This is a genomic window from Neobacillus fumarioli NBRC 102428, from assembly GCF_001591485.1.
In the GTDB taxonomy this organism is placed as follows: domain Bacteria; phylum Bacillota; class Bacilli; order Bacillales; family Cytobacillaceae; genus Neobacillus; species Neobacillus fumarioli.
Map to the genome: position 1 here is coordinate 1 of NZ_BCUZ01000068.1, position 13,401 is coordinate 13,401.

Annotated in this window: 12 protein-coding genes; 9 read left to right on the forward strand and 3 right to left on the reverse strand. The window is 41.3% G+C overall.

The window, feature by feature from the left end:
- Positions 1 to 24: 24 nt before the first annotated feature.
- The 5 genes from hydA to BFU02S_RS10705 all read left to right on the forward strand — a co-directional run bounded on the left by hydA (position 25) and on the right by BFU02S_RS10705 (position 6,447).
- On the forward strand, positions 25 to 1,443 hold the full coding sequence (gene hydA, locus BFU02S_RS10685; protein WP_066370289.1) for a dihydropyrimidinase: 1,419 nt from the start codon (positions 25 to 27) through the stop codon (positions 1,441 to 1,443).
- A gap of 21 nt (positions 1,444 to 1,464) precedes the next feature.
- Positions 1,465 to 1,683, forward strand: coding sequence for a hypothetical protein (locus tag BFU02S_RS10690; RefSeq protein WP_066370260.1), 219 nt, complete (start codon positions 1,465 to 1,467; stop codon positions 1,681 to 1,683).
- A 164-nt stretch (positions 1,684 to 1,847) separates the two neighbouring features.
- Complete coding sequence (locus tag BFU02S_RS10695; RefSeq protein ID WP_066370261.1) at positions 1,848 to 3,473, forward strand: PucR family transcriptional regulator; 1,626 nt, start codon at positions 1,848 to 1,850, stop codon at positions 3,471 to 3,473.
- 120 nt (positions 3,474 to 3,593) lie between these two features.
- On the forward strand, positions 3,594 to 5,057 hold the full coding sequence (locus tag BFU02S_RS10700) for a CoA-acylating methylmalonate-semialdehyde dehydrogenase (RefSeq protein WP_066370264.1): 1,464 nt from the start codon (positions 3,594 to 3,596) through the stop codon (positions 5,055 to 5,057).
- Positions 5,058 to 5,091: 34 nt separating this feature from the next.
- The gene (locus tag BFU02S_RS10705) at positions 5,092 to 6,447 is read left to right on the forward strand and encodes an aspartate aminotransferase family protein (protein WP_066370266.1); all 1,356 of its coding nucleotides are present in this window, start codon (positions 5,092 to 5,094) and stop codon (positions 6,445 to 6,447) included.
- Positions 6,448 to 6,561: 114 nt separating this feature from the next.
- Here BFU02S_RS10705 and BFU02S_RS10710 read toward each other — a convergent pair whose 3' ends face one another.
- Complete coding sequence (locus BFU02S_RS10710) at positions 6,562 to 7,101, reverse strand: hypothetical protein (RefSeq protein ID WP_066370272.1); 540 nt, start codon at positions 7,099 to 7,101, stop codon at positions 6,562 to 6,564.
- Positions 7,102 to 7,537: 436 nt separating this feature from the next.
- On the opposite strand from BFU02S_RS10710, the gene proB reads away from it, so the two are divergent.
- The gene (gene proB, locus BFU02S_RS10715; RefSeq protein WP_066370273.1) at positions 7,538 to 8,650 is read left to right on the forward strand and encodes a glutamate 5-kinase; all 1,113 of its coding nucleotides are present in this window, start codon (positions 7,538 to 7,540) and stop codon (positions 8,648 to 8,650) included.
- Between the two features lie 7 nt (positions 8,651 to 8,657).
- Complete coding sequence (locus BFU02S_RS10720) at positions 8,658 to 9,899, forward strand: glutamate-5-semialdehyde dehydrogenase (protein ID WP_066370276.1); 1,242 nt, start codon at positions 8,658 to 8,660, stop codon at positions 9,897 to 9,899.
- Positions 9,900 to 9,922: 23 nt separating this feature from the next.
- Here BFU02S_RS10720 and BFU02S_RS10725 read toward each other — a convergent pair whose 3' ends face one another.
- Positions 9,923 to 10,660: a YqcI/YcgG family protein gene (locus BFU02S_RS10725; protein ID WP_066370278.1), complete on the reverse strand. Its 738-nt coding sequence runs from the start codon at positions 10,658 to 10,660 to the stop codon at positions 9,923 to 9,925.
- A 141-nt stretch (positions 10,661 to 10,801) separates the two neighbouring features.
- Between BFU02S_RS10725 and BFU02S_RS10730 the strand changes: the two genes are divergently transcribed.
- Together BFU02S_RS10730 and BFU02S_RS10735 are read left to right on the forward strand one after the other, a co-directional pair.
- The gene (locus tag BFU02S_RS10730; RefSeq protein WP_066370281.1) at positions 10,802 to 11,050 is read left to right on the forward strand and encodes a hypothetical protein; all 249 of its coding nucleotides are present in this window, start codon (positions 10,802 to 10,804) and stop codon (positions 11,048 to 11,050) included.
- A gap of 115 nt (positions 11,051 to 11,165) precedes the next feature.
- Positions 11,166 to 12,671, forward strand: coding sequence for a class I adenylate-forming enzyme family protein (locus tag BFU02S_RS10735; protein ID WP_066370283.1), 1,506 nt, complete (start codon positions 11,166 to 11,168; stop codon positions 12,669 to 12,671).
- A gap of 44 nt (positions 12,672 to 12,715) precedes the next feature.
- Here BFU02S_RS10735 and BFU02S_RS10740 read toward each other — a convergent pair whose 3' ends face one another.
- Positions 12,716 to 13,108, reverse strand: a complete 393-nt coding sequence (locus BFU02S_RS10740; RefSeq protein WP_066370286.1) for a hypothetical protein — start codon at positions 13,106 to 13,108, stop codon at positions 12,716 to 12,718.
- Positions 13,109 to 13,401 lie beyond the last annotated feature (293 nt).

The window sequence follows — 13,401 nt, forward strand, 5'->3', positions numbered from 1 at the left end:
GATGAGCTTAGGAGGGGTACCGGAATGAAAAAAATTATAAAAAACGGCACAATTGTTACTGCTTCAGATACTTACCAGGCAGAAATTTTAATAGAGGATGGAAAAATTGTACAAATTGGCACCAATTTATCAGCCATTGGTGCAGAGGTCATTGACGCCAAGGGCTGTCTTGTTTTTCCAGGAGGAATTGATCCTCATACCCATTTGGATATGCCTTTTGGCGGTACTGTAACAAAGGATGATTTTGAATCAGGCACGATTGCTGCTGCTTTTGGCGGAACTACAACGATTATTGATTTTTGCTTAACAAATAAAGGAGAGCCGCTTAAAAATGCCATTCAAACATGGCATGAGAAATCGAAGGATAAAGCGGTGATTGATTACAGCTTTCACTTGATGATTTCTGAAATCAATGACAAGGTGTTAAATGAGCTTCCCCAAGTAATACATGATGAAGGAATTACTTCCTTTAAAGTCTTCATGGCCTATAAAAATGTGTTCCAGTCAGATGATGAAACTCTTTTTAAAACATTTGTAACGGCAAAGGAACTTGGCGCTTTGGTAATGGTCCATGCGGAAAACGGGGATGTAATTGATTATTTAACGAAAAAGGCACTCGCGGAAGGAAAGACCGACCCCATCTATCATGCTTTGACAAGGCCGGCAGAATTGGAAGGGGAAGCAACTGGCCGGGCTGCCAGAATGTGCGGTCTCGCTGACTCGCAATTATATGTCGTACATGTTTCATGTGCTGAAGCCGTGAAGCAAATTACAGAAGCCCGGAAGAAAGGGTTTAATGTTTGGGGAGAGACCTGCCCGCAATATCTAGTCCTTGATCAAAGCTATTTAGAAAAGCCTAATTTCGAAGGAGCCAAATATGTCTGGTCTCCGCCGCTTAGAGAAAAATGGAACCAGGAAGTTCTCTGGAATGCCCTGAAAAATGGCGAGCTGCACACTTTCGGTTCCGATCAGTGCTCCTTTGATTTTAAAGGGCAAAAAGAGCTCGGACGCGGAGATTTCACGAAAATTCCGAATGGCGGCCCTATGATTGAAGACCGGCTGACGATTTTATTCTCAGAAGGTGTAAAAAAAGGGCGGATCAGTCTGAATCAATTTGTTGACCTTGTTTCCACCCGGGCCGCTAAACTATTTGGACTATTCCCGAAAAAAGGCACGATTGCCATTGGAGCAGATGCCGACATCGTGATTTTTGATCCGAATATTGAACGGGTTATATCCGCAGAAACCCATCATATGGCGGTAGATTATAACGCCTTTGAGGGGATGAAAGTTATAGGAGAGCCGGTTTCCGTGTTAGTTCGTGGAGAGTATGTGATCAAAGATAAACAGTTTGTCGGCAAACCTGGCTCAGGTCAATATTTAAAACGAGCAAAATTCAATATGAATGCTCCGATTCATCAAAATGAAACACTATCAATCTAGTCTTTCAGCTGGAGGGATTTGATGTCCGAAAACAAACAATTTCTGGAAGAACGAGACAAAATAGATTTTCTGATTCAGAAGGGGTATCGCATTCATTCTGTCAGCGAGCATTTAAATGGTGCTTCGGTTACCTTTGTACACCCTGATGGAAAGGAAACAGAAACCTTACTCATCGCCACACCCAATGCGAGAAAATATTTTTCTAGTCTATTAATCAAACAGAACCAAGCCATTCATTAATTATTTGAAGAGGATTGGTCCAACTGCCAATCCTCTTTCATACACATTTCCAGTCTTCCACGTAAAAGTTTGCGATGAAGTGAAACGGAACCACGCCGAACGAAATATAACCACAAAAATATTCCACTATTTCACATGCAGCCAAAACAAAAGGAGCGGATGCAATGAAGGAACATTTTCAATTAAAAGTTGCGGATGTAATGCGGCGACGGCACTTTGAACACGCTGAAATTCTTGCCGGAAAAGAGGGCATCCAGCGGATTGTAAAATGGGTTCATGTTGTCGAAGCAACTACAATCCGTAATCTGTTAAAAGGGCATGAACTTATATTATCTACAGGAATTGCCTGGAAGAACCATCCTGAAATGTTTTGTTCGATGGTTCTCGAATTTGTAGAGAACCAAGCTGCAGGACTATGCATTGAGATGGGAACACATTTATCCGAAATCCCAGCAGATGTACTTGAAATCGCCAACGAGTATCAATTCCCCATCATCGTTTTTAAAACCCAAGTTCCGTTTGTCGAAATTACCCAGGATATTCATTCGATTATCATCAATCAGCAATATCAAAAAATTTCCGATTTAGAAAATTACTCACAACGCTTAAATAAGCGCCTGTTAACCATGGACAGTTATGAAGACATTTTACAGTTTATATTTTCTGCACTTGATGTCCAAATTCTGTTTCGCTTTAAAAATCAAGACTATGAATTTGTACCTGATATAAACCGCACTGAGAAAATAGCCATCCTCAAAGAGCTTGAATCGGCTGGCGGCCAAAACTCTACTCATTTCGCCTGTACGCCAATCTTCCTGTTTGGCCAGGAGTATGCAGAATTATTGATCTATTCAAAGGATATACCGATTGGCGAATACGAATTATTAATATTAGACCGTACCGCGACCGCCTTAGCCCAGCATCTGCAGCGGGATTTGTATGTAGAAGAGAAAAAACGGGTGGAAGAATTTGAATGGCTTCATGGCTGGCTGGAAGGGGAGCATTCACTTGGAACAATTCACGACTATCTAGAAGAAAATGGATTGAAAGTTAAATCATCTGAATCTGTTGTATTGATTTCCAAACTGCTGCCACTAAAAGATAAACTCTTCCAGGATATAACGTATCTAAAATTATTATTTCGCTCGGTTTTTGAACAGCATGGTTTTGTTGTATTTACAGTAGAAAAAAGAAATGAGCTCATTATGATCCTTATTAATCATCGTGCGAAAAAGAACTTGAAGGAGCGGATTAAAAAAGCTATTGAACAAATTCATGGTTCCGAGTTTATCCGTAAGCAAAACTCGGTAAAGCTGACGATAGCTGCTGGTAAGTTTATAGATTCATTATGCAAAATACATAGAAGCTATCAAACAGCAAAAGAAACTTTGAGAATTCAACAAAAAATGACAAATAAACAAGGATATTATTTTTATGAGGATCTGCATTTATACCGTTTGATTTCTGAATTAAGCAAACATACGGACCTTCAGGAACTTGCTGCGGAATATTTATCCCCTGTGATCCAATATGATGAAAAATACAATGGCAAACTTTTAGAAACATTAAAAGTCTATTTGGAATGCAATGGATCCAAGCAGGAAACTTCCAATAAACTATATATCGTAAGACAGACACTATACCACCGCCTGCAAAAGCTCGAAAACTTACTTGGGGAAGACTTTATGGAACATGAAAAACGGGTAGCAATTGAATTTATGCTGCTTGTCTATGATTATTTATTTTCTAACGAACAAAGCACTGTAAAGCATCACGCGAAGTCACAATAATAGATTTGCAAAATGTTGAAGATTTGCCGAAACCTTTTTACGAAATGTCTAATGAATCAATTTTTGGGTTACGAGATAATGAATATAGCAGGAGAATTTTCGATCATAGGAGGCCGAGAAATGACTGTTACGAAGAATGAAACCACAGTCTTAAAAAATTTTATTAATGGTGAATGGGTGAATGCAAACAGTAGTCAAACGCTGGATGTAGTAAATCCTGCAACAAATGAATTGCTTACAAAAGTTCCGATATCGGCGAAATCAGATGTGGATACGGCGGTTACTGCGGCTAAAACAGCATTCAAGAAGTGGAAAAACACCCCAGTTCCAAAGCGGGCAAGAATTATGTTCAAGTTCCACCACTTATTAACAGAACATCACGAAGAACTGGCTCGCCTGGTGGTACAGGAAAATGGAAAGGCATACAAAGAAGCGTTTGGCGAAGTGCAGAGAGGCATTGAATGTGTTGAATTTGCTGCTGGTGCACCGACATTAATGATGGGGGAAAGTTTATCTGGAATTGCTGAAGATATTGATTCTGAAATGTTTCGTTTCCCATTAGGGGTAGTCGGCGGAATCACCCCGTTTAATTTCCCGATGATGGTACCTTTATGGATGTTCCCTCTTGCAATTGCCTGCGGCAATACATTTGTGTTAAAGCCATCAGAACGGACACCAATTTTGGCCAATCGCTTGGCAGAATTGTTCACGGAAGCCGGTGCACCAAAAGGCGTATTAAATGTTGTGCATGGCGCCCATGATGTTGTGAACGGGCTGCTTGAGCATCAAGACATTGCGGCGATTTCTTTTGTCGGCTCACAGCCCGTAGCAAAATATGTCTATATGCGGGCGGCGGCAGAAGGAAAGAGGGTTCAGGCGCTTTCTGGAGCCAAAAATCATCATATTGTCATGCCGGATGCGGATATCAATAAAGCCGTTCAGCATATTATAAGCTCAGCATTCGGCAGTGCCGGGCAGCGTTGTATGGCCTGCAGTGCCGTGGTCGTTGTCGGTGAAAACGAACCATTTGTTAAGCAACTGAAACAGAAAGCCGATGAATTGATCATAGGGAACGGAATGGATGAAGAAGTTCTTCTCACCCCTGTTATTCGCAGAGAACATCGTGAAAAAGTACTTGGCTATATTGAAAAAGGGGTGGCAGAAGGAGCGAAATTGTTACGGGACGGCCGGAACGAAATGGACGATCTTCCAGAAGGTAATTTCCTTGGCCCTACGATTTTTGACCATGTGACGCCGGATATGACGATTGCTAAAGAGGAAATCTTTGCACCTGTTTTAAGCTTGCTTCGTGCAAAAGATTTGGATGAAGGACTTGAATATATTCGACAATCCCGTTATGGCAATGGGGCTACAATCTATACGAACGACGCCAAAGCAGTCCGCAAGTTCCGCGAAGAAGCCGATGCCGGAATGCTTGGCATTAATGTTGGCGTCCCCGCAACCATGGCCTTCTTCCCATTTTCCGGCTGGAAGGACTCTTTCTACGGCGACCTCCATGTGAACGGGAAAGATGGCATCAACTTCTATACACGAAAGAAAATGATTACGTCTCGATTTGAATAAAAGATGTCATAGTACATCGATTGGAGGGAATGGAATGGCTCAAACAAGCCGCTCAAAAGATTCTTTATTGTCCAAGGATGAAAAATATGTTTGGCATGCCATGAAACCTTATAATCCAGAAGCGACAATTGTTGCAGAGAAGGCAGAAGGTTCGTGGGTAACCGATGTAGATGGCAAACGTTATTTGGATGCGATGGCAGGTCTTTGGTGTGTCAATGTTGGCTACGGGAGAACGGAGCTTGCAGAGGCAGCTTATGAACAATTGAAGGAAATGGCCTATTTTCCGTTATCGCAAAGCCATGTTCCCGCTATCAAACTGGCAGAAAAGCTAAATGAAATGCTGGGTGAGGAATACGTGATTTTCTTCTCAAACAGCGGATCGGAAGCAAACGAAACAGCTTTTAAGATAGTTAGACAGTACCACCAGCAAAGAGGAGAATATAACCGCTACAAAATCATCTCTCGCTATCGCGCCTATCATGGCAATTCGATGGGAACCCTGGCTGCGACTGGCCAGGCACAGCGCAAATTCAAATATGAACCTTTGGCACCTGGATTTATCCATGTGTCCCCACCGGATTCTTATCGAGACGCAGAAAATGTTACTGATCCAAAAGAACTCTCAGCTGTCAAAGAAATTGACCGGACCATGACATGGGAATTAAGCGAAACCATCGCCGCCATGATTATGGAACCAATTATTACCGGAGGTGGTGTGCTGATTCCTCCGGACGGATATATGAAGGCGGCAAAGGAAGTTTGTGAAAAACATGGGGCCTTGTTAATTGTTGACGAAGTTATATGCGGTTTTGGTCGTACGGGCAAACCATTCGGCTTTATGAATTATGATGTGAAGCCTGATATGATCACGATGGCTAAAGGAATCACAAGTGCCTACCTGCCGCTTTCAGCAACTGCTGTCAAAAAAGAGATTTACGAAGTTTTTAAAGGAACGGAAGAATACGATTATTTCCGGCATGTCAATACATTTGGCGGTAATCCTGCAGCCTGTGCCCTGGCACTGAAAAATCTCGAAATTATGGAAAATGAACACTTGTTTGAACGTTCCCGGGATTTAGGTGAACAGCTTTTGAACCACTTGAAAAACTTGCTTCAAGACCATCCATTTGTTGGTGATGTCCGCGGTAAAGGCTTATTGATCGGCATTGAATTAGTAAAGGATAAAACCACAAAAGAGCCACTTGATGTTAGTATCATTAATCAAGTGATTGCAAGCTGCAAAGACCTGGGAATCATAATCGGAAAAAATGGGGCAACAGTAGCAGGTTACAATAATGTATTAACCTTGGCACCTCCATTATCAATTGAGCAAAAGGATCTACACTTTCTGGTCAAAGTCTTGAATGATTCATTTGCTAAAATAAAATAATCTACCCGAGCACTTGTATCTGGTTACAAGTGCTCGTTTTTAGCTTTTATAAATAATTGTATTGTCTGTATATTTCATCCATGAGATTTCGTTCATTATCGTGTGATTATTGTCTTATGGCTGGCCGAATTCTTCTTCGTATTCAAATTCGCCTTCATTGGCTTCTTCCGCTTTTGGCCCCTCAAGCATAAATGGAGCATCTTCTTCCCTATCATCTTCATCGACAATTGTCCCATAAATTTCAGAAGATGATTCTTGACCGTTTGCAATGACCACCATTCCCAAGCTTTCAAGCAAACGTTCCTGATTGTTTCGTTTCAGTTTTTGACGTGTAGAGGCTCTTAGCTGCGCAATACCGATTATTTCATCAATTAGCATGGAAAATGTTTGAAAATCAATGTGGTTTTGAACGCTATTTTCAATGATATTTAAAAAGTCATCTTCAAATATCCGGTAATCTCTTTCATACTCTTCAGGGTTCATTTCCCGAAAGGTTGTTCCATTTGTCCCGATAAAGTTTAGAATCATTTCGGCGATTATTTGATTGGTCCCCTGTAATTCAGGTCGATTGCGAAAATAGTAATTAGCATCAAGAAGGGTGCGATAATAACTTTTAAACTTTTGATTTACTTGCAAGAAATTCAGGTTACTCATTGGAAAGAACCTCCTTAAAATTTGAAAAGGACATCTTACTTATAGATTACATACGCTCATCATTGGCATATTAGTTTATGCTCATTTTCAGCAATGGTTCATGGAGAATCTTTTTCAAAAAAATATATTGACTTTTTCATATTTTCTGTGGATAATCAAAGAAACTTTACATTGAGAATGGAATTGGGACTAGTAAACTTTTGGAACATGAAAGAGAGTGAAACCCATAGGCTGTAAGGTTTCTCATGGAAAGATCGTTGAACCTGCCCAATTAGAATCTGCTTATGCCAACATAAGCCGTTTGCCGGCGTTAAGGCTAAGAGAGGGTGCGCAAGGCCGCGCATCAATAAAGGTGGTACCGCGGAAACGATTTTTCCGTCCTTTGTAATAGGACAGAAGAGTCGTTTTTTTATTTATGAAAAAGAAGGGTTATAGAATGAAGAAAAAGCTAGTAGTTGTAAAAATCGGAAGCAGTTCGCTTACGACAGCATCCGGAACCATTTCGGATGAAAAAATGCGCGATCATGTGGAAGCATTAAGTTTCTTGAAAGAACAGGGGCATGACGTCATTTTAATTTCCTCCGGCGCTGTGGCGGCCGGGTTTCGCTCCCTGGGGTATCGGTCCCGGCCGAGAACAAATGCGGGAAAGCAGGCTGCCGCTAGTGTCGGTCAAGGCCTGTTGATGCAGCATTATATTCAATTGTTTCAACAGTATGGAATTATGCCGGCACAGATTTTATTATCCAGGGAGGATTTTTATAGCCAAGTCAAGTTTCACAACCTGTTCAATACGATTCAGGAGCTGCTGCAAAGAGGAATGCTTCCGATCATTAATGAGAATGACTCGGTAGCGATTGACGAGCTGACCTTTGGGGATAATGATATGCTTTCAGCTCTTGTGAGCGGGTTTTTACATGCGAATGCCTTGATTATTTTAACAGATGTGAATGGGATCTATGATGGCAATCCGAACTATTCGAAAGCGGTGAAGAAGTATCATTTTATTTCCGAGGTATCGGAAGAGCTCTTGAAAGCGGCTGGTGGCAGCACTTCAGCAGTTGGAACAGGCGGGATGAGATCAAAGCTTGAGGCAGCGAGAAAAGCATTATCCCTTGGTGTCAGTGTATTTGTCGGTACAGGGTCAGGGAAGGAAAAGCTTATCGATATTTTGGCCGGGAAGGGAGATGGGACCTATATCGGCGGACCATTTCAAACCCAGATGCAGATGCGCAAGCAATGGATTGCCTATCATTCACATGTAGATGGCGTTATTGAAATCGATGAAGGCGCTGAACAAGCGATTGTTCAAAAGGGCAAAAGTCTGCTTCCGGTAGGCGTAACAAAAGTCATTGGCAAATTTAATGCTCTCGATGTTGTGGAAGTTCGAAATCAAAAAGGCAAAATAGTTGGCAAAGGGATGATTTATTACTCATCAGAGAATTTAGTAAAAGCCAAAGGCTTGCCGAGCGAACAATCGAAAATCTATTCGATCAACCGGCGGGCGGAAGTGATTCATCGGGATAATTGGGTGAAACTGCGGGAGGAATGAACCTAAAATGAGTGAATTATTAGAAAAGGCTCAAAAACTGAAATCAGCATCCAAACGGCTGGCAATGCTAACAACCGAAGAAAAAAATGACGCATTAGGCAAAATAGCAGACCGGATTTTAATTGAAAAAGGATGGATTATACAGGAGAACGCAAAAGATATCCAAAACGGAAAAGAAAACGGGTTCTCTGCTTCACTTTTAGACCGTCTTTTGCTGACGGATGAAAGAATCGAGCAAATTGCGGATGGAATTCGTCAAGTCATCCGTCTCGAGGATCCTGTTGGAGAAATCATTGAATCTTGGAAACGTCCAAATGGGCTCGAAATTCAAACAGTCAGAGTACCGCTCGGTGTCATTGGTATGGTGTATGAAGCGCGGCCGAATGTAACGGTTGATGCCGCATGTCTTTGCTTGAAGGCAGGGAATGCCGTGTTGTTAAGAGGAAGTTCTTCGGCATTCCATTCTAATAGGGCGCTCGTTAGAGTTATGCAGGAGGCCTTAGCGGCTTCAGCGATTCCAACAGAGGCTGTCCAGCTTTTGGAAGATACAAGCCGCGAAACAGCATCGGAAATGTTTAGGCTGAATGACTATCTCGACGTTCTCATCCCCCGGGGCGGAGCTGGCTTAATACAATCCGTCATCCAACATGCTACGGTTCCGGTTTTGGAAACAGGGGTAGGCAATTGTCATATTTTTATCGATGAATCGGCACAGAAAGACATGGCGATTGAGATTGTATTAAATGCAAAACTGCAGCGTCCTTCCGTTTGCAATGCAGCAGAAACTGTATTGATTCATCAAAACTGGCCATTTACGGATGATCTTTTAGCGGTCTTATTCGAAAAAGGAGTTGAACTCCGCGGTGATGAACCGTTGTCTGCAGCCTATCCATTTATGAAGCAGGCACAAGAAGCGGATTGGCAGACGGAATTTTTGGCACCTATTTTAGCCGTAAAACGAGTTGCAAACGTACGTGAAGCAATTGAACATATTGACACATACGGAACAAAACATTCTGAGGCAATTATCAGTGAAGACCAGAATCACGTTTCCTTATTTTTTCAAGCAGTGGACGCAGCTGTGTTATATCACAATGCTTCCACTCGATTTACAGATGGCGAGCAGTTTGGATACGGGGCGGAAATTGGCATCAGCACCCAAAAACTCCACGCCCGCGGACCGATGGGCTTAAAAGCCATTACCTCGACAAAGGCAATTGTTAGAGGAACAGGGCAAATTCGCGTTTAAACGATGAAAAGAACAGGCATGATTCATTCACCTGTTCTTTTTGCTTTTCGATGAAAGGGACATTTTGATAGTGATGTTTCATCATCATGTAGAAAATATTGCTGCCATTCGTAATTATCATGATTTCCATAGGTATTTAAAGCCGGATGAATAGGGATGGAATCATAATGTTCTAACCGTTTCCGAATGTTTGCCTTTATTCTGGCTGCGTTTTTCTGAGAGACGTAAAATCTTTCAAGGGCCCATCTTGGCGTAATGGCCAGCATAAAATAAGGGAAATGCCGGCTGTTGCGATTTTTATGGGATGGAGTAGCACAATAAACAAAATATTGCTCCCCATGAAAACAGAATTCCCATAACGGATCGTGTGGATCTTGGGGAATTTGGCTCGGCCATTCTACTGAATCAAGCTCAGTTAATCGATTTAATTGTGCCCAGAAAAGCTGTTCATAATGTTCTACGTCCCCATTTTCCATTTCGCATGGTTCATAAAAAATGACAAGAGAAGTATAGTTGCCAATTTCTCTATAACATTCCGAATAGGCTTTCAATAACCGGGCAAACTGGATTGCGGCTAAATCATTATATGGAGCAGGTACAAAGCCGTAGCAAAAGTGGTTCAAGCGATGACCTGTAGTTGCCGGTATACACGGAAACAAGTTGTCCTTGTCGGTCATTTTCGCTGCGAATGTTTCATATGCATCCAGTTTCCATGATTCCAGTTTTGTACTATAAATTGTTTCTGTTGTAAACAGCTCCATTTAAAGGACCTCCTCTCAGCATAGAATATGCGAAAGAAGGAGGGTGGGTGAATGCCCGCTGTTTGGCAATGGAAAATTTATGTATGTATAAACATCTTAGAGGTATACTATGGGAGAAAATACAGTTAAAGGAGAGGCACAATGTCGATCGAAGAAGGTTCAAAATATCAAATATCGCAAGGGATCCAAGGTTACTTTAACTCAGCTGAAAGCTTTACGGTCTTATCCAATAATGGGGTGACTGTTCAATTCAAGCTAGAAGACGGCAAAGGCCGCGGCGCAATGCCGATTGAACATTTACATTACTTACTTAAAAAATCAAACTTAACAATAATACCGAATAAACGGTCCTTATTGAATACGGAAACTACCGAGGAACAAATCGGATGAAAAGAGGTGAAGGATTACCTCTTTTTTATTGTATTTCAAAAAACAGGTGAATAAATTTTAGAAAATTGATATTATTTAGATTAGAAAGATATGTTTTTGTTAAGGAGGGTGAACAATGTTTGTTTTTGAAAAGTTAAAAGAGTTAGTCAAAACACAACCAGATCAAGTGATTACCGTCTTTCAGGGAAGGGAAACAACTTACGGGGAATTTTACCGTCAGGCGCGAAATTTGGCCGCTTATTTCCAAACCAAAGGGTATTCTAAAGATGACATGATTGCGGTCTACTTAAATAATTCAGATTATTTTCTTATCTGTTATTTTGCCTGCCAGCTGGGCGGATTTCCAATTCTGCCTGTCAATACAAAATTAGCAGCACCGGAGGTAGAATACATATTTAGCCATTCAGATGCAAAAGCCCTTATTTACGATCCCCAGCTTGAAGATGTATTAAGCGAGATTCCCCACATCATTGATCAGTTTGAAGACCGCTTATCAGTCAGCGGCGAGCAGACGCTTTTGAACGTTCTAGCGGATGATTCTAAGCCATTTCAGCTGCCGGACATTGCTGAAGAAGATACAGCAGTTGTTTTTTATACATCCGGCACTACTGGCAAGCCAAAAGGTGTCATGCTTTCGGCTGCAAATGTCCGAGCCATTACCCAGATTTGGTCTGATTCTATGGAATTGACATCAAATGACCGGATGCAAATTTCAACCCCGCTGTTTCATTGTGCCGCCAGCCATTGTTTCAGCGTTCCCACCATTTATAAAGGCGGTACGGTGATTATCGAAGAAGCTTTTTCTCCAGAACAAACCCCTGTCACCATGGAAAAAGAAAAAGTTACGGTTTTCTTTGGAGTTCCTGCCATGTATAGCATTCTATTAAACACACCGAAAATGAGAGAGGCAGATTTATCTCGATTACGCTTGTTTACTTACGGAGCAGCACCTATGCCGTATGAGTTAATCCGCAAAGTGAAATCACAGTTTTCCCATGTTAAAGTGCAAAATTTATATGGACAGACGGAAAATTCTCCGGGTGCTACCACGTTAAAAGATTATTATGCCTTAGAAAAGATCGGTTCTGTCGGAGAACCGCTGCCGATGACAGAAGTCAAGGTTGTCGATGATGATGGAAATTCGGTTCCAACGGGTGAAGTAGGCGAGATTATCGTCAAAGGTCCCCAGGTTATGAAAGGTTATTGGAAGAACGAAGAAGCAACGCGCCAAACCATCAAAAATGGCTGGCTGTACAGTGGTGATTTAGGACGGCTTGATGAAGATGGATTGTTATACATTGTCGACCGAAAGAAGGATATGATCATCCGCGGCGGGGAAAATGTCTATCCTGTTGAGATTGAAGAAGTATTATATCAATTACCGGAAATTTTAGAAGCAGCGGTTGTGGGGGTGAATCACGAAATTTACGGTGAAGTTCCCAAAGCATATATAGTGCTCAAGGAAGGATGGACCCTATCTGAAGAAGAGATATTCGCCTATTGTAAAAAGAAGCTAGCAAAATATAAAGTACCTGCAGAAGTTGTCTTTCTCGATATCTTGCCAAGGAATGCAAGCGGTAAGGTGTTAAAACATAGGTTAAGAGAAAATGTAAACGTATGAAAAACAGGATCCCAACCATCGTTTGGCTGGGATCTTTCCATTCTTTAGTTTGCTGGCGATGTTCCAAGGAAATGTCCGTCTTTATTAAACACAAACATAACAACATTCCCCTTCGGATCCGTAAAAGGAACCCCAATTAATATTTCTCCGGTATCATTTTTTCTGATCACTTGAATATCATGGGCTCCATTCCATGAATAGCCTTCTTTTTTCGCTTCTTTTTTCAACGTTTTGAATTCATGGGTTTTTAATAAATGCGAAACCAATTTGTTCCTTTCTTTTCCGGTTATGATGGTAACATGACAGCCGCAATCACCAGATGTTGCTGCAGTACCAGACGTATTTGGAAGCCCAGCCGCTTTCGCAGTATTGCCGCCAGTAACAAATAATGTGAATGCCATGATACCTCCAAATAAGAGAATTAAAGCTTTCTTCATCTCATTTCCTCCTTCATTTTTAAATTTCAACTATTTATTTCTATGCCATTCGACATTCTCCTTCAAAAACTATGAAAAATCTTCAATAAATTATGATAAATTCGTACAACCAGTCTAAAAAGCTGGACATTTACGCATATCCTTTACAAATGAAAGAACCTTTTACTGTTCAGAACATTTTTTCTGTTTTTTTACAACTTATGACTCTCATGACGAAGGAAAAATGTTAAAATAAGGCTAATTGAAAATTAATGTATTAGGGGGATTTTGCGGTTGGATACAAAATTTAATAA